Origin of the sequence: Hanstruepera ponticola (genome assembly GCF_002940745.1) — a bacterium.
GTDB lineage: Bacteria > Bacteroidota > Bacteroidia > Flavobacteriales > Flavobacteriaceae > Hanstruepera > Hanstruepera ponticola.
Genome location: NZ_POTB01000002.1, coordinates 277,537 through 301,763, shown reverse-complemented (window position 1 = coordinate 301,763; position 24,227 = coordinate 277,537). Strand labels below are relative to the sequence as shown.

The 24,227-nt window shown below is 32.6% G+C and carries 27 protein-coding genes; 12 read left to right on the top strand and 15 right to left on the bottom strand.

Annotation, left to right across the window (positions count from 1 at the left end; all coding sequences use genetic code 11):
* Window positions 1-4: 4 nt before the first annotated feature.
* The 4 genes from C1S72_RS12890 to C1S72_RS12875 all read right to left on the bottom strand — a co-directional run bounded on the left by C1S72_RS12890 (window position 5) and on the right by C1S72_RS12875 (window position 4,279).
* Window positions 5-445 carry a GNAT family N-acetyltransferase gene (locus C1S72_RS12890; protein ID WP_317045765.1) on the bottom strand — a complete coding sequence of 147 codons (441 nt, stop codon included), beginning with the start codon at window positions 443-445 and terminating at the stop codon, window positions 5-7.
* A gap of 57 nt (window positions 446-502) precedes the next feature.
* Window positions 503-1,144, bottom strand: a complete 642-nt coding sequence (locus tag C1S72_RS12885; protein WP_104736132.1) for a tRNA (guanine-N1)-methyltransferase — start codon at window positions 1,142-1,144, stop codon at window positions 503-505.
* Window positions 1,145-1,278: 134 nt separating this feature from the next.
* On the bottom strand, window positions 1,279-2,727 hold the full coding sequence (locus C1S72_RS12880; protein ID WP_104736131.1) for a glyceraldehyde-3-phosphate dehydrogenase: 1,449 nt from the start codon (window positions 2,725-2,727) through the stop codon (window positions 1,279-1,281).
* 139 nt (window positions 2,728-2,866) lie between these two features.
* The gene (locus tag C1S72_RS12875; RefSeq protein WP_104736130.1) at window positions 2,867-4,279 is read right to left on the bottom strand and encodes a trypsin-like peptidase domain-containing protein; all 1,413 of its coding nucleotides are present in this window, start codon (window positions 4,277-4,279) and stop codon (window positions 2,867-2,869) included.
* Between the two features lie 147 nt (window positions 4,280-4,426).
* Here C1S72_RS12875 and dapF point away from each other — a divergent pair, with 147 nt between their 5' ends.
* From dapF to C1S72_RS12850, 5 genes are all read left to right on the top strand, one after another.
* Window positions 4,427-5,206 (top strand): diaminopimelate epimerase, encoded by a 780-nt coding sequence (gene dapF / locus C1S72_RS12870; protein WP_104736129.1) that lies wholly within the window; start codon window positions 4,427-4,429, stop codon window positions 5,204-5,206.
* Window positions 5,200-5,724 carry a GNAT family N-acetyltransferase gene (locus C1S72_RS12865; RefSeq protein WP_104736128.1) on the top strand — a complete coding sequence of 175 codons (525 nt, stop codon included), beginning with the start codon at window positions 5,200-5,202 and terminating at the stop codon, window positions 5,722-5,724. Before dapF ends, C1S72_RS12865 begins: the two co-directional genes overlap by 7 nt.
* Entirely contained in the window at window positions 5,725-6,768 is a 1,044-nt protein-coding gene (mltG, locus tag C1S72_RS12860; RefSeq protein ID WP_104736127.1) for an endolytic transglycosylase MltG, read from the top strand.
* A gap of 6 nt (window positions 6,769-6,774) precedes the next feature.
* The gene (locus tag C1S72_RS12855) at window positions 6,775-7,683 is read left to right on the top strand and encodes a DUF2279 domain-containing protein (protein WP_104736126.1); all 909 of its coding nucleotides are present in this window, start codon (window positions 6,775-6,777) and stop codon (window positions 7,681-7,683) included.
* A gap of 108 nt (window positions 7,684-7,791) precedes the next feature.
* A complete protein-coding gene (locus C1S72_RS12850) occupies window positions 7,792-8,460 on the top strand; it encodes a peptidoglycan-binding protein LysM (RefSeq protein ID WP_104736125.1) in 669 nt (222 codons plus the stop codon).
* A gap of 6 nt (window positions 8,461-8,466) precedes the next feature.
* Here the strand turns inward: C1S72_RS12850 and C1S72_RS12845 are convergent, their stop codons facing one another.
* The 4 genes from C1S72_RS12845 to dnaA form a co-directional block, all read right to left on the bottom strand.
* On the bottom strand, window positions 8,467-9,183 hold the full coding sequence (locus tag C1S72_RS12845; RefSeq protein WP_104736124.1) for an SAM-dependent methyltransferase: 717 nt from the start codon (window positions 9,181-9,183) through the stop codon (window positions 8,467-8,469).
* Window positions 9,180-10,556 carry a PQQ-dependent sugar dehydrogenase gene (locus C1S72_RS12840; RefSeq protein ID WP_230401655.1) on the bottom strand — a complete coding sequence of 459 codons (1,377 nt, stop codon included), beginning with the start codon at window positions 10,554-10,556 and terminating at the stop codon, window positions 9,180-9,182. Before C1S72_RS12840 ends, C1S72_RS12845 begins: the two co-directional genes overlap by 4 nt.
* Before the next feature lie 105 nt (window positions 10,557-10,661).
* The gene (locus C1S72_RS12835; protein ID WP_230401654.1) at window positions 10,662-11,123 is read right to left on the bottom strand and encodes a low molecular weight protein-tyrosine-phosphatase; all 462 of its coding nucleotides are present in this window, start codon (window positions 11,121-11,123) and stop codon (window positions 10,662-10,664) included.
* A 12-nt stretch (window positions 11,124-11,135) separates the two neighbouring features.
* Entirely contained in the window at window positions 11,136-12,563 is a 1,428-nt protein-coding gene (dnaA, locus tag C1S72_RS12830) for a chromosomal replication initiator protein DnaA (RefSeq protein WP_104736122.1), read from the bottom strand.
* 183 nt (window positions 12,564-12,746) lie between these two features.
* Here dnaA and C1S72_RS12825 point away from each other — a divergent pair, with 183 nt between their 5' ends.
* Window positions 12,747-13,145, top strand: coding sequence for an acyl-CoA thioesterase (locus C1S72_RS12825; protein ID WP_104736121.1), 399 nt, complete (start codon window positions 12,747-12,749; stop codon window positions 13,143-13,145).
* Here C1S72_RS12825 and C1S72_RS12820 read toward each other — a convergent pair.
* The 4 genes from C1S72_RS12820 to ribD form a co-directional block, all read right to left on the bottom strand.
* On the bottom strand, window positions 13,134-13,754 hold the full coding sequence (locus tag C1S72_RS12820) for an IMPACT family protein (RefSeq protein WP_104736120.1): 621 nt from the start codon (window positions 13,752-13,754) through the stop codon (window positions 13,134-13,136). The genes C1S72_RS12825 and C1S72_RS12820 overlap by 12 nt on opposite strands.
* A 1-nt stretch (window position 13,755) precedes the next feature.
* Window positions 13,756-14,520 carry an EamA/RhaT family transporter gene (locus tag C1S72_RS12815; RefSeq protein WP_317045764.1) on the bottom strand — a complete coding sequence of 255 codons (765 nt, stop codon included), beginning with the start codon at window positions 14,518-14,520 and terminating at the stop codon, window positions 13,756-13,758.
* A 95-nt stretch (window positions 14,521-14,615) separates the two neighbouring features.
* Window positions 14,616-15,233 carry an HAD family hydrolase gene (locus C1S72_RS12810; RefSeq protein WP_104736118.1) on the bottom strand — a complete coding sequence of 206 codons (618 nt, stop codon included), beginning with the start codon at window positions 15,231-15,233 and terminating at the stop codon, window positions 14,616-14,618.
* Window positions 15,230-16,255 carry a bifunctional diaminohydroxyphosphoribosylaminopyrimidine deaminase/5-amino-6-(5-phosphoribosylamino)uracil reductase RibD gene (gene ribD / locus C1S72_RS12805; RefSeq protein ID WP_104736117.1) on the bottom strand — a complete coding sequence of 342 codons (1,026 nt, stop codon included), beginning with the start codon at window positions 16,253-16,255 and terminating at the stop codon, window positions 15,230-15,232. The genes C1S72_RS12810 and ribD overlap by 4 nt, the downstream gene beginning before the upstream one ends.
* Window positions 16,256-16,290: 35 nt before the next feature.
* Here ribD and C1S72_RS12800 point away from each other — a divergent pair, with 35 nt between their 5' ends.
* The 4 genes from C1S72_RS12800 to C1S72_RS12785 all read left to right on the top strand — a co-directional run bounded on the left by C1S72_RS12800 (window position 16,291) and on the right by C1S72_RS12785 (window position 20,506).
* Entirely contained in the window at window positions 16,291-16,785 is a 495-nt protein-coding gene (locus C1S72_RS12800) for a GNAT family N-acetyltransferase (protein ID WP_104736116.1), read from the top strand.
* A gap of 8 nt (window positions 16,786-16,793) precedes the next feature.
* The gene (prmC, locus tag C1S72_RS12795; RefSeq protein ID WP_104736161.1) at window positions 16,794-17,666 is read left to right on the top strand and encodes a peptide chain release factor N(5)-glutamine methyltransferase; all 873 of its coding nucleotides are present in this window, start codon (window positions 16,794-16,796) and stop codon (window positions 17,664-17,666) included.
* Window position 17,667: 1 nt separating this feature from the next.
* Entirely contained in the window at window positions 17,668-19,662 is a 1,995-nt protein-coding gene (ligA, locus tag C1S72_RS12790; RefSeq protein ID WP_104736115.1) for an NAD-dependent DNA ligase LigA, read from the top strand.
* Between the two features lie 94 nt (window positions 19,663-19,756).
* The gene (locus C1S72_RS12785) at window positions 19,757-20,506 is read left to right on the top strand and encodes a hypothetical protein (RefSeq protein WP_104736114.1); all 750 of its coding nucleotides are present in this window, start codon (window positions 19,757-19,759) and stop codon (window positions 20,504-20,506) included.
* Here the strand turns inward: C1S72_RS12785 and C1S72_RS12780 are convergent, their stop codons facing one another.
* From C1S72_RS12780 to C1S72_RS12770, 3 genes are all read right to left on the bottom strand, one after another.
* Window positions 20,507-20,890 carry a DoxX family protein gene (locus C1S72_RS12780; protein ID WP_104736113.1) on the bottom strand — a complete coding sequence of 128 codons (384 nt, stop codon included), beginning with the start codon at window positions 20,888-20,890 and terminating at the stop codon, window positions 20,507-20,509.
* 89 nt (window positions 20,891-20,979) lie between these two features.
* The gene (locus tag C1S72_RS12775; protein WP_104736112.1) at window positions 20,980-21,894 is read right to left on the bottom strand and encodes a bifunctional metallophosphatase/5'-nucleotidase; all 915 of its coding nucleotides are present in this window, start codon (window positions 21,892-21,894) and stop codon (window positions 20,980-20,982) included.
* Between the two features lie 2 nt (window positions 21,895-21,896).
* Entirely contained in the window at window positions 21,897-22,658 is a 762-nt protein-coding gene (locus C1S72_RS12770) for a 5'-nucleotidase C-terminal domain-containing protein (RefSeq protein ID WP_104736111.1), read from the bottom strand.
* Between the two features lie 69 nt (window positions 22,659-22,727).
* Here C1S72_RS12770 and C1S72_RS12765 point away from each other — a divergent pair, with 69 nt between their 5' ends.
* Together C1S72_RS12765 and dapA are read left to right on the top strand one after the other, a co-directional pair.
* Window positions 22,728-23,255 (top strand): DUF6913 domain-containing protein, encoded by a 528-nt coding sequence (locus C1S72_RS12765; protein ID WP_104736110.1) that lies wholly within the window; start codon window positions 22,728-22,730, stop codon window positions 23,253-23,255.
* Complete coding sequence (gene dapA / locus C1S72_RS12760; protein WP_104736109.1) at window positions 23,248-24,129, top strand: 4-hydroxy-tetrahydrodipicolinate synthase; 882 nt, start codon at window positions 23,248-23,250, stop codon at window positions 24,127-24,129. Before C1S72_RS12765 ends, dapA begins: the two co-directional genes overlap by 8 nt.
* Window positions 24,130-24,227: the final 98 nt, after the last annotated feature.

Sequence of the window (24,227 nt, the reverse complement as noted above, 5' to 3'; positions counted from 1 at the left end):
AAAATTATTCATTGCTCCAAAAAAACTGTAAGTCGGTGTCTTTAATAAAACCCAGTCGTTGATATAGGTGCTGTGCCGGATTATCAAGAGCTGTTTGAATACTTAAGCCTTTTAATTTATGGTCTTTACAATATGCTTTTGCTTTAGAAATTAAGGCTTCTCCAATGCCTTTATTTCTATAATTTCTGTCTACATACAAGTCATTTAACAATAATATTGGTTGGAGAGATACTGAAGAAAATAGTGGGTATAGTTGCGTAAAACCTACAACTTGATTATTTATTTGTGCTAAATAAATAATAGAGTCATTAATGTTTAAGCGTTGTGTTAAAAATGCTTTAACATCTGCAAGATTAGACGCTTCTTTATAAAAGACACGATAGGCATCAAATAAAGGCGCTACAGTATCTAAATCTTTTATAGTGGCTTGTTTAATTTGAATCATAAAATAAATCTGTAAACGTGAATTTACAGATTTATTTTTTTAAAGGAAGTGTTCTAACTAACTTATCCCTTTTTGTTTATTTATTTCATCTTGCAATTGGCGTCTAACTTTTTGCTCGCGTTCTAAAGCTGTTCGTCTGTGTTCGTCAAATTCTTCTTCAATTTCAGCCAGATTCTTTTTGGCTTCTTTAGTTACGGCGTTACTGTTTTTAAATTTATATATAAAGAACAATAATAATGCAAGCAAGCCTGCAATTACGGACCACATAAGTACATTGTAACTTGATTTACTCATTTGTAATCCCAATAAAGACATATTATTTTTTTCTTTATTGGTAGCGTCAAGAGTGGCTTGTGTACTTGCTAAATTGGTTTTTAGTTCATTAATTTCTTTGGCTTGTGTGTTTACTATAGTTTCAGTATCAGATAAATCTTTGCGTACTGTTTTTAGAGAGTCAATGGTGTGTGCTTTGAGCGTCAAGAACATGTTTCTATTAACAGCTTCATACATTTGACCATTTGTGCCTTTGAAATTCCCGGATTTTCTTAAAACATACTCAAATTGATTGTCAATGGTGCTATTGTTTAAAGAGAGTACATCTTCTTCCTCATCAGAAGGTTCCGTTTGGGCGTGTAATGTGTTGAAACTACATAGAAATACTAAAGTAAAGGCAAAAATTAAAATGTTTGACTTCTTCATTTGGTTTTTGTTAAGTGTTGTTGTTTACGAAAATAAGAAAATATGTTTAGTTAAAAACAGTAATATTAAAAAGCCTCACATTGTGAGGCTCTTTTTTATATACGACTAAAAATATTATTTGGATTATAAAACTACTAATAATATGTAAAACGTCTTACTTTGGCTATGTATTTTGCTAGTCTGATAACTTGATGGCTGTAACCATATTCGTTATCATACCAAATATATAATATAGCATTCTTGCCATCTTGGCGTACAATGGTTGCTTTGCTATCATAAATTGCAGGAGCAGAACTACCAACAATATCACTAGAAACCAACTCGTCACTCAATTCGTATTTAATTTGTTCAACCAAATCACCTTCAAGCGCGTATTTTTTTAGAATGGTGTTGATACCATCAACAGATGTTTCTTTTTCCAATTCCAAATTTAAAATAGCTAGAGAGCCATTAGGTACAGGAACACGAATAGCGTTTGATGTTAATTTGCCTTCCAATTCAGGTAAGGCTTTGGCAACAGCACTTCCAGCACCAGTTTCAGTTATTACCATGTTCAATGCAGCGGCACGACCACGACGGTATTTTTTATGAAAATTGTCAACTAAATTCTGGTCGTTGGTATAAGCATGAATGGTTTCTAAATGACCACTTTTTACACCAAACGAATCTTCAACAGCTTTTAAAACTGGTGTGATAGCATTGGTTGTACAAGATGCAGCTGAAAAAATATCAACACTATCAGGATTGTGGTCTTTTTGGTTTACACCATGCACAATATTTGGAACGCCTTTTCCAGGAGCTGTTAATAATACTTTATCAGCACCTTTTGAAGTTAGATGTCGTGATAAAGCTTCTTTATCTCTAAAGGCACCTGTGTTGTCAATAACCAAGGCATCATTAATACCATAAGAAGTGTAATCAATATCTTCAGGAGCATTTGCTGAAATAATATTAACAGTTGTTCCATTAATAATTAAAGCATTGTTTTTTACATCAGCAACTACGGTTCCTGAAAAATCTCCATGAACAGAATCATTGCGTAATAATGAAGCGCGTTTTTCTAAAACGGTTTCATTAATGTCACCACGCGTTACGATAGCTCTTAAACGTAATTGGCTACCTTTTCCTGTTTTAGTCATTAATTCTCTAGCAACTAAACGACCAATTCTTCCAAAACCATACAATACGACGTCTTTCGGCTGAATGGCTTTTTCAGTTTTTGCATCACTTAACTTGTCAGCAACAAAGGCTAAAGCATTACTGAATTTCTTTTCCTCCAAGTGATATTCATAAGTTAATTTACCAATATCTAATTTGGCAGGTGGTAAGTCTAATGTTTTAATGGCTTGGGCAATTTCAACTGAATCAAAAATAGAAATTGGCTTTTGCACAAATTCACATGCGTATTCATGCAAGTTTAGAATTTCACTAACATTTCGGTCAATTAATTGGTTTCTGAAAAGTACCAACTCAATAGATTTATCATACCATAAATCACTTACAATCTTGATAAATTCAACAGTTGCTCTTCTGCGGTCTGCCTGAAATGCTAATTCGCTTTCATAAGTTTCGTTAAAACTCATTGTTTAAAATTTTAGTGTGTTGTTTTAAATTTTTTGCAAAAATAAGATATTTCAAACGTTTTCGTTTAGTTTTTTATAAAATAAAAAATCCCTTTAACGTTAATAATTGTTAAAGGGATTTAAGGATTTTTAAAATGCTTTATCTAAAGATATAACTGTGTTTTTGACCATTACGGTTAATAACGCTGATTTTTTCAATATTGTCGGCAAGTTTGCTGCCATATTTACTTTTTAGCCTTGTGATGTCATCAATACTATTGATTTTCGTGTCATTAATTTCGGTAATAATGAATCCTTTGTTTAAACCAATGTTTTTGTATAACCAATAATTATCATTTTTGGTAACTAGGACACCGCTTTCAATACTGTATTCATCTTTAAATTCATCTGAAATATTCCTAACTTGAATATCCAAAAATTCTGTGGTCATTATCTCAATATTAGATAAAGTTACAGGAAGAATTTTTTTACTATTACCTCTTAAGATAGAAACGCTCACTACATCATCTGGTCTTTTAGTGTTTAAGTAACCAGTGAGATCAGCAAATTTTGAGATTTTTACATTATCAATTTGTGTGATAATATCACCTTTTTCTATACCTGCTTCTTTGGCACCAGATTTTTCATCAACCGAACTTACATAAAAACCTTCCGTAGTATTGATATCTAATTTTTCTGAAGTAATACCATTCAGACCAATACCATTTACGCCCAAAATCCCATTTTGAACATTACCATATTCCATGATATCTTCAACCACTTTTCTGGCAATATTACTAGGCACAGCAAATGAATAACCAATGTATGAACCCGTTTGTGATGATATAGCAGTATTAATCCCGACCAATTCACCATTATTATTAACCAATGCGCCACCAGAATTACCTGGATTTACGGCTGCATCTGTTTGAATAAATGATTGGTAATTTTGACCCGAAAGATCTCTGGATTTCGCACTTATAATACCAGCTGTAACAGTTGAGGTTAGGTTAAATGGATTACCAACTGCCAAAACCCACTCGCCAATTTTGGCCTGATCAGAATCACCAAACGTTACGAATGGTAAATCTTCATCAGCTTCAATTTTTAAAAGTGCGATATCGGTTTTGGGGTCTGTACCAATTAATTTGGCTTCATAAATTTTATTGTCGTTGGTAGTTATAGATATTTCTCTGGCGCCATCAATCACATGATTGTTGGTAATGATATATCCGTTTTTATCAATTATGACACCACTTCCAGTACCTACTTGTGCTCTTTGTGAGCGTCTACCAAAAAAGAAGTCTTCTAAAGTGTTAGGACTTGAAACCACAGCTGTATTTTTAACATGCACTACGGCATGAACCGTTTTTTCAGCAGCTTCAACAAAACTTGGCTGTTCATCTGCCGATGCTAAATTTGTTTTGTAATAATTAGTAGGAATGAAGTTTGGTTGATTTTGAATGCTACTAATCTCTTCTGTATGCTTGTCTTCAAGTAATAGTTTATAAGTAGATAATGTTATAAATCCACCTAATACAGAAACAAGGACTAATGTTAAAATCTTTTTCATGTTCTAAATTGTTTTTATTAAATGAATAACGATTAAAATTAAATTTTTATTGATTCAGTTTTTAAGTTTTAACTTTTTTTAACGCCACTTTTAACGACTGTTTAACATAGCAATAAACACCATAATATTCATATATTTGCCAAGCTTATGATACTCACATTTTATAAATATCAAGGAACGGGAAATGACTTTATTATCATTGATAACCGCCAATTACTATTCGACAAAAATAATACCAAACGTATTAAGATGCTATGTGACAGACGTTTTGGCATAGGTGCTGATGGTTTGATTTTGTTGGATAATCATGAGACATTAGACTTTAAGATGGTGTATTTTAATTCTGATGGTAATGAAAGTTCCATGTGCGGTAACGGAGGAAGATGCATTGTAGCCTTTGCTAATTTGTTAGGTATTGTGGAAAGTAAAGCTTCTTTTATGGCAATAGATGGCAGGCATGAGGCTATTATTGAGGATGGATTAGTACGCTTGCAAATGCAGGATGTATCTATTATAGAAAAATATGAAAAGCATGTTTTTTTGAATACTGGATCGCCACATCACGTTGAGTTAGTTGATGATCTAGATCAATTAAATGTCAAGAAAATAGGTTCTGAAATACGCTACGGAAAGCCCTATTACGAGAAAGGTAGTAATGTGAATTTTGTTTCTAAAAAATCAAATGACAATTTTTCAGTTAGAACCTATGAGCGTGGTGTTGAAGACGAGACTCTTTCATGTGGGACAGGTGTCACAGCTGTTGCACTTGCTATGCACGCTATTGGTAAAACAGCAAGTAATTTTGTAACTCTACAAACACCAGGAGGTGAGTTGTCGGTTACATTTAAAGAAAATAATGAAGGATACAATGATATTTGGTTAATAGGGCCAGCTAATATGGTCTTTAAAGGTGAAATGACATGGTGACTTTAAAAGGCGAGCATATCTATTTAAGAGCTTTAGAGCCAGAAGATTTGGAATTTATTTATGCCGTTGAAAATGATGAAACTCTTTGGGAGTTAAGTAATACGCAGACACCTTATTCTAGGTATTTAATAAAAGAATATTTAGAAAATGCATACAAAGACATTTATGAAGTAAAACAATTGCGATTAGTAATTTCTGATTTTGAAGACCAGGCTCTTGGGTTAATAGATTTATTTGATTTTGATTTTAAAAATAAGCGAGCTGGAATAGGTATTCTTATAAAATCTGAATCTGATAGGCAAAAGGGCTTTGGGAAAGAGGCGTTAAAATTATTAATTAATTATTGTTTTAATCAGCTTCAATTGCATCAACTTTATTGTAATATTTCTGAAAACAATAATATGAGTGTACAATTGTTTAAAAATCAAGGTTTTGTTCCTGTTGGTCTAAAAAGAGATTGGAATTTTAACGGCAACACTTTTGAAAATGAATATTTACTACAATTAATAAAGAGTTAAATGTATATAAAGAAAATACTTTGGGCAATAGCTCTAATAGGTTTGGCAGTGGCAGCCTATTTTGCGTATTATGTATATAGTGCCATGTTTGAACCTAATACAGCTTTTAATAATGAGAAAGCCTACATATATATTCCTACTAACGCTACTTATGATGAGGTTCGTGAACAATTAGTTCCGTTGCTAAAGGATATTGATAAGTTTGATGCACTTGCAGAACGTAAACAATATACCAGTAACGTAAGAGCAGGACGATATGCCATAAAAAAAGGAATGAGTAATAATGATATCATTAATTCCATAAGAATAAACAACATTCCGGTAACTGTAGTTTTTAACAACCAAGAATCTTTAGAAAAATTGGCTGGTAGAATAAGTTCACAAATAGAGACAGATAGTACATCTTTGATAAAAGCTATGAAGGATGAAGCCTTTTTAACTCAAAATGGATTTTCTAACTATACAGCTTTGGGGATGTATTTGCCCAATAGCTATCAATTTGAATGGAATACATCGGCAGAACAGTTTAGAGAACGTATGCTAATGGAATATCAGCGATTCTGGACTGATGCAAGAATAGCTAAAGCCAAAAACTTGAATATGTCTCAAAACGATGTGATGACTTTAGCGTCAATTGTTTATGAAGAATCTAAAAAGAAAGAAGAACAACCAAGAGTAGCTGGTGTTTATGTTAACCGTTTAAAATTAGGTATGCCTCTTCAAGCAGATCCTACCTTGAAGTTTGCTGCTTATCAATTACCTGAATATCAAAACACGGTTATAAAACGTGTTTTAAACAAGCATAAAGAAATAGAATCATCATATAATACCTATAAGTATGCTGGTTTGCCACCAGGATTAATAGCTATGCCAGATATTTCAGCAATAGACGCTGTTTTAAATTATGAAAAACATAATTATCTTTATTTTGCTGCTGATGCCAAGCGTGTTGGATATCATAAGTTTGCAAAGACTTTGAGTCAACACAATGCCAATGCTAGAGAGTATCAACGTTATTTGTCTTCACAAGGGATTTATAATTAGGATATAGTGACAAAACAGGTTGTATATATTGTATTTTTTCTATTTGTAACTGTTACTTTCTCTCAATCCAAGATTAATCTATTCCTTAAACCCAGTGACACCTTAAACAAATCTCGAAGAAATACTGTGGTAATTACTGAGGCGACTTTAGGTATAGCTTCTCTAATTGCTTTAGACCAGTTATGGTATAAAGATTATCCGCGCTCAAAATTCCATACACTAAATGATAATAGCGAGTGGCTTCAAATGGATAAATTGGGTCATGTTTATACATCTTATCAATTGGGAAGGTTGGGAGCAAATGTTTTAAACTGGAGCGGTGTCAGCAAAAAACAACAATTAATATATGGAGGGACTTTAGGTTTTGCCTATTTAACGGCTATTGAGATATTTGATGGTTTTTCTGAAGAATGGGGCTTTTCTTGGGGTGACATGGCGGCTAATGCGGCTGGAACTGGATTGTATATTGGCCAAGAATTACTTTGGAAAGAGCAGCGTATGACTCTTAAATACTCATTTCATCGAACACAATATGCCTCACAGCGACCTGATAAATTGGGAGAGGGGCTTTCTCAAGAATTTTTAAAAGACTATAACGGTCAAACGTATTGGTTGAGTTTTAACTTGCATTCATTTTTTAAGGGCAATGGCATACCAAAATGGTTAAATGTAGCTTTTGGCTATGGAGCTGATGGTATGTTGACAGGTGAAGATGAAAGTATAAATGGACTTTTTGCAGACCAAAATAGAGTGCGGCAATACTACTTTAGTTTGGATATTGACTTAAGCAGAATTGATACAAATTCTCATGTTTTAAAGACGATTTTTGACATTTTTAATACGATAAAAGTACCATTTCCGGCATTGGAGTTCAACGAAGAAAACGGCATTTTACTACACGGAATCTACTTTTAAGGCACTTAAACGATTAATTTTCAATATTTAAAAAAACGTCCTACCTTTGCAGGCTGAAATTTCAAAGCAATTTTCCCTCAAGAAATGCGTTGAAGAAATTTAAAAATTATGAGAAAAAATATTGGAAGTTTAATTGCCCTATCGCTTACAATATGTGTCTTATTATTCAGTTCGTTTAAATCGAACAAAGCGATTACAGAAAATGATTATTCAGCTAAAGATTTAGCTTATCATGATGAACCAGATTCTGAAACAACAGAATCTTCTCAAATGTTTCCACTAGAAAGAGCTTATAAGCCGTTTTCGCCTACATTAGGAAAATCTTTTATTGGTTTTAAAGAGGCTTTAGGCTTTAAAGAGTCTGGTGGAGATTATTTTACAGTTAATACTTTTGGTTATTTAGGTAAATATCAATTTGGAAAGGAAACTTTAAAAATGATTGGTATCTATAATCTAACACATTTTTTACAAAACCCTGAAATTCAAGAAAAAGCGTTTGTAGCAAATGCACAACGTAATAAATGGATTTTAAGAAAGGATATTGAAAAATATGTAGGTAAAACCATAAATGGTATCAACATTACTGAATCAGGAATTTTAGCCGCTGCACATTTAGCAGGTCCAGGTAATGTGAAAAAGTATTTAAGAAGCTATGGTGCAGATATATTTGCAGATGCTTATGGTACAACTATTCAGTATTATATCAAAAAGTTTTCAGGGTATGACACAACTCTGATAAAACCTAACAGAAAAGCTAAAGTGGAATTAAAAGCTTAAAAATAGTTAATATTTATAGATTATGAATAGTGCAGGTCTTTTATGAAAGTCTGCACTATTTTTTTTCCACTCTTTTACTGTTTTCGTTTTTATATATTCCGTTGGTAATGTAATATCACAAGCTACACATACAAGAGTATATTCGTTTAGACAACTGCAAATGTCTTCTAGCATTGCATTGTTTCTATATGGTGTTTCAATAAATAATTGCGATTGATTTTGTTGCTGCGATAAGCGCTCTAAACGAAGTAGTTCTTTTTTACGTTCTTGTTTGTCAATAGGTAAATAACCATTAAAAGCGAAGCTTTGTCCATTCATTCCAGAAGCCATTAATGCCATTATAATAGAAGAAGGTCCAACAAGCGGTACTACAGTTATGTTTTCGTTATGAGCTATATTAACGATATCTGCACCAGGATCAGCGATAGCTGGACAGCCAGCTTCAGATAATAACCCAACGTCAATGCCTTGAGAACAAGCACTTAAAAAAGTTGGTAGTTCAGATGATTCGGTGTGCTTGTTAAGTGTATAAAGCTTTAGCTCTGATTGTTTTTTATGAGGTGTAATTTTCTTTATGAAACGCCTGGCTGACTTTTCATTTTCAACAATAAAAACATTTGTCTTTTCAATGGTATTCTTAACTGTGACAGGAAGGACTTCCAAAGGGTTATTGTCTCCTAAAGTTGTAGGGATTAAATATAGTTTACCAAATGTGTTTGTCATTGGTTAATGATCAGTTTTTTTATCTCTTTTTCTGAATTACCAGAAGATATCTCTGCAAGATATAAACCATTTGCCAAATCTTTGGTGCGTATTTCAATCCGGTTTGATAAATTGGTTTCAATAGTCTTAACAATTTTACCCTGCAAGTCATAAATAATAATGGACTTGATAAGCTTGTTTGCTGATGTTGTTTCAAAAATTAAAATATCATCAACTGGGTTTGGATACATTTTAATGGTTGATTTGGCATAGTCATTCACACTTAAACTTGCATCTATTATGTGATAGACATTTCCTGAATTTCGACCAGCTATATAAAGTTCCCCATTAATAGCTTCTCCAAAAGTTGTCCAGCCATTACCTGTAAATTGATTGGAAAAAGTTAAATCCCAATCGTTTCCGTTAGGGGTTAAAAAGCCAATTTCGTTACTACAGTAATCAGCAAAAAAATAGAGTCCTACAAAGTTAGGAAAAGCTGTGCCACGATATCTATAGCCGCCAGTAATAGAACATTTAAATGGTCCATTACCTGAATGATTGTATTGAGCTACAGGGAAGGTTAGGGTGTTCATGTCAGGACAACCAGTATTGTTATAGGCAGAATTACCCTCATAGCAACGCCAGCCATAGTTTTCACCTCCTGCAGATGTTGAGCTTACAAAGTTTATTTCTTCAATAGCACCTTGTCCAACATCACCTATCCATAAATCATTTGTTTCACTGTCAAATGAAAAACGCCAAGGGTTTCTTAGTCCGTAAGCCCAAATTTCATCTAAAGCCCCTGCATTTCCAACAAATGGATTGTCTGCTGGAATAGCATAATTATTACCGCCTTCAGCGTTATTGATATTTATACGTAGCATTTTCCCAAGTAAAGAGTTTAAGTTTTGCGCATAATTATCTGGGTCGCCACCTGAACCGCCATCACCAGTAGCGATGTATAAATAGCCATCACTTCCAAATGCTAAATCACCACCGTTATGGTTTGAAAATGGTTGGCTTATCGTTAATAAAATTTCTTCGGTATTTGGGTCGGCAACATCGCCATTTGGAGGATTGGTAATAAATCTAGAAATTACCGTATCACCACTATTATTAATATAGTTAACGAAGAAAAAACCATTTGAAATATATTGTGGGTGAAAAGCCAAGCCTAAAAGGCCACGCTCATTTCCAGTGTCAATGACGCGACCGTCAATATCCAAAAAAGGAGTTGCATTTACTGAGCCATCAGAATTTACTATTTTTATTATACCATCTTGTTCTACAACAAATAATCTATTGTCCCCAGCATTTTTAATGCTTACAGGACTATTAAAACCAGAAGCAAACAATTCAAGGTCAATTTCTTGAGAAAAAGACGTAATGCTCATCAGGCAAATTAGAATAAGGGGGAGGATTTTTTTCGTTTTCATATGTTTAGCGTTTGGTCAACCAAATTACGAAAAAAGAAAATAATATGAAGTGAATAATGATTGTTATGAATTATAAAGTAACTTATTAGCTATTTGTTCACAAGCTTCATCTAACATTTTATAAGTGTTTTCGAAGCCTTGAATACCACCCGTGTAAGGGTCAGGGACACTATGGTTTTGGTTTGGATAAATTTCGTTTAGAATATAGTCCACTTTTGCTATATCATGAGCATTTCTAGCAAGTTTTATAACATTCTCAAAGTTTGACTCATCCATAACATAAATGAGGTCATAATCATCAAAATCGTTAACTGAAAACTGCCTGCCTCTTTGATCTGTAATATCCAACCCATATTTTTTGGCAACTTTTATGGAGCGCTGATCTGGTAAATCTCCTATATGGTAATTTCCAGTTCCTGCCGAATCAATTTTGAATTTTGAATTTGGAAGTTTAGATTTTAAAATACCTTCAGCTAATGGTGATCGGCAAATATTACCTAAACATACCATAAGGATTTTAGTCATAATTAAAATGATTTAAACCGAAAGTTTTTTTGTTAAATCTTCAACGTATTTTCTAAATTGTTTATCTGTAGATGATAAATTATCAACCGTTTTGCACGCATGAAGTACCGTTGCATGGTCGCGCTTTCCTATTTGTGAACCAATGCTCGCCAAGGATGCTTTAGTAAATTTTTTGGCAAAAAACATGGCCAACTGCCTAGCCTGAACAATATGACGTTTACGCGTTTTGGATTGCAAGGTATCTATATCCATTTGGAAATAGTCTGACACAATTTTTTGAATATAGTCTATGGATACTTCACGTTTAGTGTTCTTGACAAATTTTTCTACAACCTGTTTTGCAAGTTCAGTAGTGATTTCTTTTTTATTGAATGACGATTGTGCTATCAATGATATAATGGCACCTTCTAATTCACGAATGTTAGATTTTATATGCTTGGCAACATACTCTATAATTTCATCTGGCATTTCAACGCCATCGCGATAGAGCTTGTTTTTAAGAATAGAAACACGGGTTTCAAAATCAGGACTTTGTAATTCAGCTGAAAGTCCCCATTTAAATCGTGACAACAAACGTTGTTCAATGTCTTGCATGTCAACAGGCGCTTTGTCACTCGTTAAAATGACCTGCTTGCCGTTTTGGTGCAAATGATTGAAAATATGAAAGAAAACGTCTTGAGTTCCTGATTTTCCCGAAAGGAATTGAACATCATCAATTATGAGAACATCAATTATTTGATAAAAATGAATAAAATCATTTCTATTATTCTTCTTTACGGAGTCTATATATTGTTGCGTGAATTTTTCAGCTGAAATATACAGAACAGTTTTTTCTGGGTATTTATCTTTTACATCGACCCCAATAGCATGAGCCAAATGGGTTTTTCCTAATCCAACACCACCGAAAATCAATAACGGATTAAACGATGTACCTCCAGGTTTTGCCGCTACAGCTAAACCTGCACTTCGGGCCAATCGGTTTGAGTCACCTTCTAAAAAATTTTCAAAATTATAACTCGGATTTAATTGCGATTCGATTTTTACATTTCGAATTCCTGGTATTATAAAGGGATTTTTTAGTTCTGGACTTTTATTATTTAAAGGTATATCAACATCTTGAGCTTTTACAGCTGATCTGTTGGTACTTGGTATTTTTTCAGTAAATGGTTGTTTATTGCCATAGGTGTTTTCCATTTTGATTATATAAACCAATTTGGCATTTTCACCCAATTGTTTGGTAAGTGCGACTTTTAAAATCTTAACGTAATGTTCTTCTAGCCACTCATAGAAAAATTTACTTGGAACTTGAATGCTTAAGGCATTGTCAGCATATTTAACTGCTACTATAGGCTCAAACCATGTTTTGTATGCTTGCGGTTGTATATTATCCTTTATGAATTCAAGACAATTTTCCCATACCGATTGCGCAGTTTTACTCATTATAAAAGTTAAAATTTACTAGTTAGTTAGTATAAGAGAAGTGGATTTCCCTCGTTGATTTTTAGCATGACAAATATGTGAACAAAATTCTAAAAAAAAAAATGAATAGCTATTGAATTTCTAGAATTTTTTTCTCATGTTTAAAGCCATGCCTAAACTACAAAAAAATATTTAATAAGACCTATGTTTTTCGATGAAATCCCAATAAGAGTGCGTTACGGTGAAACCGATCAAATGGGTGTTGTACATCATGGCAATTATGCCCTGTACCTTGAAATGGGCCGTACAGAGTGGTTGCGAAAGAAAGGAATTTCATATAAGCAAATGGAAGATGACGGTGTTATGTTACCCGTAATTTCCATGAGTTTAAAATTCAAAAAGTCAGCACTTTATGATGAGGTAATTAAAGTGAAAACTATACTGCCAAAACTGCCTTCGGTAAAGATTGAATTTGAATACGAAATTTATAATGAGTCTAATGAGCTTTTGTTGACCGCCAATACCGTTTTGGCATTTATAGATATGAAAACAAAAAGACCTATTAAATGTCCAGATTACATTTTAGAAAAATTAGAGGTCTAATTCTTTTATCTCAACTTCGTAGAGATTTTTAAAGGATTCGAACACAGATTTTGCTTCGTTCAATCTAATTACAATAGTGATTTCGCAGGATAATTCTAGTTTTTGATTAATTATTTTTAGGTTTCGCTCTTTTATAATGCGCATCACCTTATTCATGTTCTTGTAATCAAATGAAATGACATATTTTACATTGATAGTCTTGGTGATAATCCGTGAAGCTTCAAGAGTCATTTGTGCAGCGGTTTTGTACGCATTAATCAATCCACTAACACCTAATTTCACACCTCCAAAATACCTAACTACGACAATTAAAACATTAGTGACCTCATAAGATTGTATTTGTCCATAAATGGGCATCCCAGCACTGTTGTTGGGCTCACCATCATCATTTGCTCTAAACTGTATGGTTTTTTCAGTTTTACCTAGTTGATAAGCATAGCACCAATGTCTTGCCGTGTGGTGTTCTTTTTTTAAATGTTCTAAATGCATTTTAACTGCATCTTCAGAATCAATAGGAAAAGCATAACCAAAAAATTTACTGTTTTTGTCTTTGAAGAGTACTTCGGAAGAGGCAGCCTTTATTGTTTTGTATGTATCTTTTATTTTCAAATTATGCTAAAGTAACTAATAGTATTGAAAGAATGGCAACACCTACTCCTAACCAATTTTTTGATGATAATTTTTCTTTGAACAAGATTAAGCCTACTAATCCTGAAAGCATAACAATAGCTACATTATTAACGGTAAAAATAGTTGAACTTTCTAAAGATTCATGATCTAGAGCTTTGAGTAAGTAGTAAATGGAAGCGTAATTAACAATTCCTAAAACAAATCCACCTAACAGACTTAATCTATTAAATTTTAATTGTCTTTTTAGTTTTTTTGTAGTCAAAATAATTAATCCAATAATTGCGGCACAACCAAAAATAGTAGCTGAGAATAAAGGAATGCCGTTATCTTCAATATAAAATGTTTCTAAATATTTTATGGATGTATCAATAACCCCTGAACCTAAAAATACTAAAAAAGGGAATAGTAGATTGTGTTTTAATCGTACATTAGATTTAGGCTTAATAGAAACTAGAACTACTGCAAATAAGGCTAAAATGATACCAAATAGTTTTTGTAAGCCCGTACTTTCATCATAAACGTAAATTCCGAAAATTACAGGAATTACAACACTCATTTTTGTGGCTACTGATGCAACTGATAAGCCATTACGTTGTGAAACAATAGCCATGATGTTGAATATGATTATGAACAACATTCCTAATCCAATAGCTCCATAAAACCAAGATGATTCTACAATTTCAGACAAGTTGAAAGGTTTTGAACTCAAACTCAATCCTAAAAAGAAAGCAGTAATATAGTTCATTACTATAGCTTGTAAGGTATTCATATGATACCTGTCAAATAGCTTGAATAATATAAATATCGCTGTGGATGATAATATGCTGAAGAGGAGATATATCAAAACAGATCAGATTTTATAGAAAACAAATTGCTTACATCTTGTGATGTTTCATCAATATTCCATGTGTGAAAACCCATTTTAAGGGCGATATCTGTATTTTCTTTAGTGTCGTCAATAAATAAACATTCTTGAGCTACTAAATCATTTTCATCTAAAACAAATTGAAAAATATCTTTAGTAGGCTTTCTTAACCCGATTTCATGCGACAGATAAAATTGATTGAAACTGGCTTTAAAGTTATTGTAAAAACCTACATGTTCTTTTATCCAATTAATATGTAATTCGTTGGTATTGCTTAAAAGAATAAGCTTGTATTGATTCTCTTTAGCGAGTTTTTGAATAAATTCGAGCCTATGTTTTGGGAAGCCTTTTAAAATAATATTCCAAGCATCTAAAATGGTCTTTCTAGATAATTTCGGGAAGTTATCCTGATAGAATTCTAAAAACTCATCACTTGAAATGAGGCCTTGTTCATAAAGAGTGTTAATAGCGATTAGTTCATCTGGAAATTCATCTAATTCAAATAAACTTAAGGCATTTTGCATGGCACCTTCTTTATCCAAATTAATAAAGACATCACCAAAGTCAAATATTAGTGTTTTTATCTTCGTCATATTTTGTGGAAATCAGTAAGCTTATTATGATAGGTTTTTAAGGTGTCATCTAAAATTTGAATTTCAGACATTAATTTTCCCTTAAAAACGGGCGCTTTTACACCGGTTTTGAAAGTGTTGGTTCCTGTAAAAACACGAGCTTCATCCCAAACATTCTCATCAATAAAGGTTTGTAATGTTTTGCTGCCGCCTTCAATTATTACAGACTGGATATCTTTTGAATGCAAATAATTACAAATGTTGGACGCTAAACTCTTATTGAAATTAATATCTTTTTCAGTGATTCTTATAGTTTCAGCCTCTTTATTAAAAACAGCGTAGTCTTTTGATAATTTATGAGTTCTATCTAGAACAATTCGAATAGGATTCTTACCAGTCCACGATCTTACTGTTAAGCTGGGATTGTCCTCTATAATAGTATTTGTGCCAATTAAAATAGCTTGTTCTACCGCACGCCATTTATGAACTAACTGCCTTGAATAAGGATTTGTAATCCATACTGGTTTTTTGTCTGGTTTTGTTTTTGGAGCGATAAAGCCATCAGATGTCTCTGCCCATTTTAAAATGATATAGGGTCTTTTCTTGTTGTGAAAGGTGAAAAATCTTTTATGATGCTTTTTGCATGTATTTTCAAGAACACCAACTGTAACATCACAGCCAGCAGCTTGCAGTTTTTTTATGCCGTTACCAGCAACTTTACTATGCGTATCAATAGTTCCAATGACAATATTGGGTATTCGCTTGTCAATTATTAAATCACTACAGGGAGGCGTTTTCCCATAGTGGCTACAAGGCTCCAATGTAACATATAAGGTGGCTTCTTTTAAAAGTGTTTCATCTGTAACAGATTGAATGGCATTAACTTCAGCATGATTACCACCAAACGGACTCGTAAACCCTTCACCAATGATAATATTATTATGGACAATTACACAGCCAACCATAGGGTTTGGAGCTGTGGATCCTAATCCATTTTTGGCAATTTCAATACAGCGTTTTATGTATTTTTCATGTATCTTCATCCCGAATTTTGAAGCTATAAAAATAGAACAATAAAGTGAGCAATAATAATATTGTTATTAGAGAAATAGCGAAAGCAGATGATGAACAAATAGCTGCAGTTATTCGCAATGTTTTAATTGAGTTTGGTGTTCCTAAAGTTGGTACTGCCTATGCTGATAAAGCATTGCATAAAATGGCGGAAACATATAATAGAAGCAAAGCTGTTTATTTTGTAATTGACGATGGCGAAAAGATTATTGGAGGTGCAGGTATTTCGCCACTTGATAATTTTGAAGGAAATACATGTGAACTACAGAAAATGTATTTTTTGCCTGAAGCAAGAGGTTTAGGCTTGGGAACCAAAATGATGACTATTTGTTTAGAGAGAGCAAAGCAGTTCGGTTATGATACATGTTATTTGGAAACCATGCCTTACATGAAAGATGCTAGAAAACTATATAAAAAGGTAGGTTTTGAAATGTTAGATAAACCAATGGGTGACACAGGTCATTACTCTTGCAATGTTTGGATGTTAAAGGATTTGAAATAGTTGACTTTATGAAACTAAAGGATATACAGCTTGTTTTTCATAGCGAACTCGATACTATTTATGGTTTAGATGAAGTGAATAGTTTTTTCAATATACTGATAAAACATTATTTAAATTTAAATAGAATTGCACTTGTGTTAGAACCAGATTTAACATTATCAAAACTTGAAGAACAACCTCTCTTTGAAGCGCTATCCAGGCTTGAAAACAATGAGCCCGTTCAGTATATAATTGGTGAAACCGAGTTTTTTGGATTACCTTTTAAAGTTAATAAACATACATTAATACCAAGACCGGAGACAGAGGAACTTGTAGAGCAGATTCTTAAAACTGTCATTTTGGATGAATCCAAAAAGTCAATTAAAATTTTAGATATAGGAACAGGGACAGGTTGTATTGCCGTGTCACTGGCAAAAAACATTAAAAACTCTCAAGTTTTTGCGGTAGATGTATCAGAGGAGGCACTAAAAATCGCAAAATATAACGCGGAGTTAAACGCTGTAAATATCACTTTTATTCAGGATGATATTTTAAATCCCTCACATCCTGAATTGATAAATTCATCTCAAAACTTTGATATTATAGTTTCAAATCCACCTTATGTAAGAGAATTGGAGAAACAAGAAATAAAGGATAATGTACTGAAATTTGAACCACATGTAGCACTATTTGTACCAAATGATGATTCCTTGATATTTTATAAAGCGATTACAACGCTTGCTGTTAATAATTTGAGAGATGGAGGTCAGTTGTTTTTTGAAATTAATCAATATCTTGGTGAAGAAATGAAGCATCTTCTGGCAGATTTTAAATTTAAAAATATAATATTGATTAAAGATATTTTTGGAAACGATAGAATTATAAAAGCGTCAAAAATTTAGAATGACAATTAAGGATCAAATAAAGAGTTTACAAGAAGAATTACGTCAGCATAATTATAATTATTATGTGTTAGATAATCCTACTATTAGTGATTATGAGTTTGATATGAAGCTCAAGCAATTGCAGGAATTAGAGGCTAAACATCCTGAATTTGCTGATGCCAATTCACCAACACAGCGTGTTGGAGGTGCCATTACTAAAAATTTTGAAACGGTCAAACATGAGCATCGCATGTATTCTCTGGATAATTCATATTCTAAAGAGGATTTATTGGATTGGGAAACACGTTTAAAAAAAATGATTGATGGCCCTATTCAGTTCACTTGTGAACTTAAATATGATGGTGCTTCAATTAGTCTGACATATGAAAATGGTAGTTTATTACGTGCTGTTACTAGAGGCGACGGTGTTCAAGGTGATGATGTGACTGCAAATGTTAAAACTATTAAATCCGTACCGTTGCAATTAAAGGGTGATTATCCAACAAAATTTGATATTCGAGGTGAAATTGTGTTGCCTTTTGAAGGATTTAACAAAATGAATGAGGAGCGTGAGGAAATAGGTGAGGAGCTCTATAGGAATCCGAGAAATACCGCTTCAGGCAGTTTAAAACTTCAGGACAGTGCTGAAGTTGCCAAACGACCTTTGGAGTGTTTATTATATAATATTACAGGTAGTAATTTAGGTATAAAAACCCAATTTGAAAGTCTGGAAAAAGCTAGAGCTTGGGGATTTAAAGTGCCGAATGCTGCTAAACTCGCCAACTCTATAGATGAGGTTTTAGAGTTTGTAGAATATTGGGATGTTAAAAGACATGATTTGCCTTATGAAACTGATGGCGTAGTTGTAAAAGTTAATAGTTTGCAGCACCAAGATGAATTAGGTTATACGGCAAAAGCACCACGTTGGGCTATGGCTTATAAATTTAAAGCCGAACAAGTATCAACTGTACTTTTAGAAATAACTTATCAGGTAGGACGAACCGGAGCTATTACACCTGTTGCTAATTTAGAGCCTGTTGAATTGGCAGGAACCACTGTAAAGCGGGCTTCATTACATAATGCCGATCAAATTGAAAAGTTAGATATTAGAGAAGGCGATACCGTTTTTGTTGAAAAGGGTGGTGAGATTATTCCCAAAATAATTACTGTTGATCTATCTCAAAGACCATCTAATTCAACACCAACACAATACATCACGCATTGTCCTGAATGTGAAACCGAATTAATAAGACAAGTAGGGGAAGCGCAACATTATTGCCCTAATTACAATGGTTGTAAACCGCAGATAATTGGTCGTATTCAACACTTTATAAGTCGAAAAGCTATGGATATTGATGGCTTGGGCGGTGAAACGGTTGCACTTTTAGTTAATGCCGGATTAATTTCAAATTATTCTGATTTGTATGAATTGAAGAGAGAAGACATATTGCCGTTAGAGCGTATGGCCGAAAAAAGTGCTGAAAACCTTATTAACGGTATTGAATTGTCAAAAGCTGTTCCTTTTGAGCGAGTGCTGTTTGCATTAGGCATTCGTTATGTAGGTGAAACTGTCGCTAAAAAGTTAGCGAAACATTATAAAAACATTGATTCACTTATAGCTACTACACCTGAAGCATTAGTTAGTGTTGACGAAATAGGTGAACGCATAGCTGAAAGTGTTACAGCCTTTTTTACGTCAAAAGAAAATTTGGAAATTATATCAAAATTGAAACATTTTGGATTACAAATGTCGCTTTCTGAAGAGCAACTAGCTAATCAAACAGATAAGCTAGTTGGTAAGACCTTTGTGGTTTCTGGTGTTTTTCAATCGGTTTCAAGGAATGAACTTAAAAAACTCATTGAAGATAATGGCGGGAAAGTTTCAGCCTCTATATCTTCAAAAACCTCTTTTGTGGTTGCAGGCGACAACATGGGCCCTAGTAAAAGGGATAAGGCTGAAAAGCTTGGTATTCCTATAATAACTGAACAAGATTTTCTAGATATGATTATTTAGAAAGAGTATAAATAAAGCATTTTATCGTTAAAGTGTATAATTTTATCGATTAATTGTGATTTTTGTATATATTTGCTTTCAGTAAATGTTAATAATGGGAATAAAGAAGTCTAATATATTAATTGGGTTGATCATAATGCTTTGTATAGCATTTACCGCTTATGAATTTCTAGGCCTTAGTTTATTTTCTGAAAAATTTAAAGCTTTAATTGTCCCGACTTTCACGCTATTGTATTTTGTATCAGTCAATCGAAAATCATTTTATTTTACATGGTTTTTAATTCTATTTTCTGTTTCAGAACTGATCGTGTTTTCAGAATTACTTTTTGATTTTAACACCATGACTGATGATGAAATTTTGAAATTTGATGACTTTTATTATACTTCAGGGAATTTATTATATATCGCAGCCTATATCTTTTTACTTATTGAAGTAGTCAAAACTTTTAATTTAAAAGCTGTCTTAAAAAATTACAAAATTCATTTGGTAGTTTTAAGTGCTTTAAATGTTTACATAATTTATGTTCTTTTGACTATTGTTAATCCGTATGTTGAAGATTCCTATTTATTTTTTATAGAACTTATTTATAACATCGTAATGCTGTTATTGTTGACATTTTGCCTTATCAGTTACTTTTATAACGACAACAAAAAATCTCTGTTTTTATTTTTTGGTTCTGTTTGTCTTGTGTTTTCAGAAGTCATTCAAGTAGCTTATTTTTATATTACAGAATCAGAAAATGCATTTCTGAATGTAGCACAAACATTTCTTTTTATTTTAGCATTTAGCTTCTTCTATTTTCAGTCAAAAATCAGAAACAAAAAGGTTCAGTTTTTTGCGTGATTAAATTCTTGATTTCAGGAAAGGTATATCTCTTCTGTACAGATATAAAATTATTATTGATAGTATGAATGTGGTAATAGCCGTTATAAAGAGCGTGCCTTTATCATTGTTTACCTCGATGCCTATTTTTGTTAAATGCATTGAAATCGCACCTCCAATTATACCAAGAGTTAGTATAGCTCCTAACCAAACAGTTTTAGGTATTAGTAAAAGTATTCCGGCTATTAGTTCGAGAACACCAATGCCAATTCGACCATATGGCTCTAGACCAACTTGTTCAAAGATATAAACACTATCTGGATGTGCTGTAAACTTAAACCGTAATGTCTGGATGAGAATTATTGCGACTGTAAGTCTTAAAATAAAAGGGATTTTTGATTTCATTTACGGAATGTTTCCCTTTTTTAGACGTTTTTCTTACCAACGCATTACAGATTAGTTAGAAAACTTAATGAAGTCAGCTATTACCATTGTTATACAATAATTGAAGTTCCTTTTGCTTCTTTATTCTTATTATTATCAAAATAAAAATCGATTCTACCCAAATTAATGCCATAACATCCAACTTGGTTAACAAGCATGTTGTTTCCTGCTTTATTTTTTACAACGGTGGGTTTTGGTAAAAATGTATGTGAATGACCGCCAATAATAAGATCGATATTATTTGAATTTTCTGCAAGCTTTAAATCGCCAATTATATTAGTATTACTATAATTGTATCCAAGATGTGACAAACAAATTATTAAATCGCAATTTTCTTCTTCCCTCAAAATTCTCGACATGTCTTGAGATATTTCAATTGGGTCTAAATATTTGGTTTCTTTATATAAGTTCTTTAAAACCAAACCATCTAATTGAATGCCAATACCAAAAACGCCAATTCTGATGCCGTTTTTTACAAAAACTTCATACGGTTTCACGCTGCCATCAAGAATGGTGTTAGAAAAATCATAGTTAGCTGAAAGAAATTGAAATTTAGCATGTGGTAATTGTGCAAATAAACCATCAATACCATTATCAAAATCATGATTGCCAATGGTAGCTGCGTCGTACCTTAATTTGCTCATAAGCTTAAATTCTAATTCACCACCGTAATAATTAAAGTACGGAGTTCCTTGAAAAATATCACCTGCATCAAGTAAAAGTGTATGTGGGTTTTCTTTTCGGATATTATCAATTAAAGTTGCACGTCTAGCCACGCCTCCTTTGTTTGGGTTTCTACCATCTTCAGGTCCAAATGGGTCAATATGGCTATGAACATCATTGGTATGTAAAATGGTAATTTGTTTTGTAGGATTCTGTTGCATGCAGGATGATAATCCAATACTGCCTAATCCAACTAATGCTGCGCTTGCTGATGTTTGTTTTAAAAATGCTCTTCGTTTCATGTTTAATTCTTTAGTTTAATGAAGCGATTATCAATTTTAGGGTCAATAGTGTCGGTTTTTATAAAATAATCGAGAAAAGCATTTCTAATTTTATAATTCAAGATATGTACATCTTCGTTGTTTTGAAAAAAAGTCATGCTATCTCCGCCATTGTATAAATAGTCATTTGTAGCAACATAATAGACCCTTTCAGGATCAATAGGTTTTTTGCTTATAGAAGCATTAATCAAATTAAAGTCTGAATCTACTGTGATATTCAACTTTGATATTGGATGTGGACGTTTTGCCATTAATAAATAATCTATTAATTGATTAACACTAGATCCTTTCATAGCTACCACAACAATACTATTTTCAAAAGGCATTATTTCGTAAGCTGTTCGTATGGTTATGTTTCCTTTAGATATTATGGCTCTTATACCACCATGATTTACCAAAACCATATCGATGTCATGACCTGTCCTAGATTTAAATATAGGATTTGTTTGTTCGTAGATAACATCAGCAAATAAGTTGCCTATAGCTGTATTTAATTCACCATCACTTTTAGAATAAGTGTCTTTTGCATAAGAAATAACACTATCAAGCTCTTTATTTACATGAATGCGATAAGGTTGAATAAACGAATCGATTTTACTATCGCTTTTAAGGCTGTCAGAGACCGAAATTTGTTTGCCTTCTATGCGGTTTAACTGCCAATTATCTGGTTTGCAACCCAGAATTACTAAAGCAAAGAGTAAAAAATATAAAGGTTTTAATGTCATGTTTTAAACTAAAAATTAATCAGCATATCTAGGTACTTTTACTACCTTTGTACAAAGCATAAAGATATAATGATTTTAAAGGGTTTTAAAGAAAAATCTATTAAAAAAAAGCTAAATGCTTTATTGGATTCACCTAAAGTTGTTGTTGAGGATGGTTTTGTGAAAAGTATTGGTGTTTTATTTAATGCCGATGAAGTTGGAGATTTTGAAATGTTTAAATCGCTTTCTGATTATTTGAATGTAAGACCTAATAAATTAAAAATTATTGCGTTTACTGAAAATAAAAAAGAAAATCTTTTTTCTTGGAATGTATGTTTTAACCCAAAAGATATTGGTTGGCATGGAAAAATTAATAATACGGAATTGGAAACGTTTTTAAACGCAGATTTTGATTTATTGATTAGTTTTTACACGAGTGATATATTGGAATTGAAATTATTAACAGCGCTTTCAAAAGCAAAATATAAGGCTGGTATATTTCAAAATGATAAACGGTTGAATGATTTAATAATTAGTACTGAAGTAAAACAGTTTTCAGCATTTAAGAGTGAATTAAAAAAGTATCTAAAAGTATTTAACAAATTAAGAAATGAATAAAAAGTTTGAAGGTGTTGGCATTGCCATTGTAACACCATTTAATGAGGATTTAACCATAGATCATCAATCGTTAATCAAGATTGTTAATTACAATATAGATAACGGAATGGATTATATTGTTATTTCGGGAACTACTGGTGAGAGTGTTACCATAAGTAGAGAGGAAAAGAAGCAAATAATACAAACCATTAAGCAGGCAAATAACAATCGTGTACCTTTGGTTTTAGGTATTGGTGGAAATAATACAAATCAGGTTCTAGAAGAAATTAAAAGCACTGATTTTTCAGGTATTGATGCAATATTGTCTGTTTCGCCATATTACAGTAAACCTACACAAGAAGGGGTTTATCAGCATTACAAAGCGGTTTCAAATGTTTCTCCAGTGCCTATAATAATGTACAATGTGCCAGGTAGAACAGCATCTAATATGTTGCCGCAAACTACGTTGCGACTAGCTCAAGATTTTGATAATATCATTGCTGTTAAGGAAGCAGGTAACAACATGTCCCAGTATCTTTGGTTATTAAAAGATAAACCCAGTGATTTTATGGTTATTTCTGGTGATGATGATTTAGCACTGCCAGTAACATTAGCTGGAGGTTCAGGGGTTATTTCAGTAATTGGTCAAGCGTTTCCCAAAGATTTCACTAAAATGATTCATTTAGGGCTAGAAAGAAAAGGTGATCAAGCCTATAAGTTACATTTTAATCTAATGGAAATTACCAGTCTTATTTTTTCTGAAAACAATCCTTCTGGAATAAAAGCAGTACTTCAAACAATGAGCCTGTGCAAAGATAAAGTTCGTTTACCGTTAGTAGAAGCTACTGATGGTTTAAAATCAAAAATACAATCATTCATAGCACAGTACAATTAAAAGTTAAATTAAACTTAAACCTAATAAATACCTTATTTCAACTATTAATTTAGCATAATAAAATATTTTTTAGTTCCACATTAATATCTTAATTTTGC

Excerpts from the sequence above, each read along its gene's own strand:
- C1S72_RS12890 (WP_317045765.1), bottom strand. The coding sequence starts at position 445 with ATGATTCAAATTAAACAAGCCACTATAAAAGATTTAGATACTGTAGCG.
- C1S72_RS12885 (WP_104736132.1), bottom strand. The coding sequence starts at position 1,144 with ATGAAGAAGTCAAACATTTTAATTTTTGCCTTTACTTTAGTATTTCTA.
- C1S72_RS12880 (WP_104736131.1), bottom strand. The coding sequence starts at position 2,727 with ATGAGTTTTAACGAAACTTATGAAAGCGAATTAGCATTTCAGGCAGAC.
- C1S72_RS12875 (WP_104736130.1), bottom strand. The coding sequence starts at position 4,279 with ATGAAAAAGATTTTAACATTAGTCCTTGTTTCTGTATTAGGTGGATTT.
- dapF (WP_104736129.1), top strand. The coding sequence starts at position 4,427 with ATGATACTCACATTTTATAAATATCAAGGAACGGGAAATGACTTTATT.
- C1S72_RS12865 (WP_104736128.1), top strand. The coding sequence starts at position 5,200 with ATGGTGACTTTAAAAGGCGAGCATATCTATTTAAGAGCTTTAGAGCCA.
- mltG (WP_104736127.1), top strand. The coding sequence starts at position 5,725 with ATGTATATAAAGAAAATACTTTGGGCAATAGCTCTAATAGGTTTGGCA.
- C1S72_RS12850 (WP_104736125.1), top strand. The coding sequence starts at position 7,792 with ATGAGAAAAAATATTGGAAGTTTAATTGCCCTATCGCTTACAATATGT.
- C1S72_RS12845 (WP_104736124.1), bottom strand. The coding sequence starts at position 9,183 with ATGACAAACACATTTGGTAAACTATATTTAATCCCTACAACTTTAGGA.
- C1S72_RS12840 (WP_230401655.1), bottom strand. The coding sequence starts at position 10,556 with ATGAGCATTACGTCTTTTTCTCAAGAAATTGACCTTGAATTGTTTGCT.
- C1S72_RS12835 (WP_230401654.1), bottom strand. The coding sequence starts at position 11,123 with ATGACTAAAATCCTTATGGTATGTTTAGGTAATATTTGCCGATCACCA.
- dnaA (WP_104736122.1), bottom strand. The coding sequence starts at position 12,563 with ATGAGTAAAACTGCGCAATCGGTATGGGAAAATTGTCTTGAATTCATA.
- C1S72_RS12825 (WP_104736121.1), top strand. The coding sequence starts at position 12,747 with ATGTTTTTCGATGAAATCCCAATAAGAGTGCGTTACGGTGAAACCGAT.
- C1S72_RS12815 (WP_317045764.1), bottom strand. The coding sequence starts at position 14,520 with ATGAACTATATTACTGCTTTCTTTTTAGGATTGAGTTTGAGTTCAAAA.
- C1S72_RS12810 (WP_104736118.1), bottom strand. The coding sequence starts at position 15,233 with ATGACGAAGATAAAAACACTAATATTTGACTTTGGTGATGTCTTTATT.
- ribD (WP_104736117.1), bottom strand. The coding sequence starts at position 16,255 with ATGAAGATACATGAAAAATACATAAAACGCTGTATTGAAATTGCCAAA.
- prmC (WP_104736161.1), top strand. The coding sequence starts at position 16,794 with ATGAAACTAAAGGATATACAGCTTGTTTTTCATAGCGAACTCGATACT.
- ligA (WP_104736115.1), top strand. The coding sequence starts at position 17,668 with ATGACAATTAAGGATCAAATAAAGAGTTTACAAGAAGAATTACGTCAG.
- C1S72_RS12785 (WP_104736114.1), top strand. The coding sequence starts at position 19,757 with ATGGGAATAAAGAAGTCTAATATATTAATTGGGTTGATCATAATGCTT.
- C1S72_RS12780 (WP_104736113.1), bottom strand. The coding sequence starts at position 20,890 with ATGAAATCAAAAATCCCTTTTATTTTAAGACTTACAGTCGCAATAATT.
- C1S72_RS12775 (WP_104736112.1), bottom strand. The coding sequence starts at position 21,894 with ATGAAACGAAGAGCATTTTTAAAACAAACATCAGCAAGCGCAGCATTA.
- C1S72_RS12770 (WP_104736111.1), bottom strand. The coding sequence starts at position 22,658 with ATGACATTAAAACCTTTATATTTTTTACTCTTTGCTTTAGTAATTCTG.
- C1S72_RS12765 (WP_104736110.1), top strand. The coding sequence starts at position 22,728 with ATGATTTTAAAGGGTTTTAAAGAAAAATCTATTAAAAAAAAGCTAAAT.
- dapA (WP_104736109.1), top strand. The coding sequence starts at position 23,248 with ATGAATAAAAAGTTTGAAGGTGTTGGCATTGCCATTGTAACACCATTT.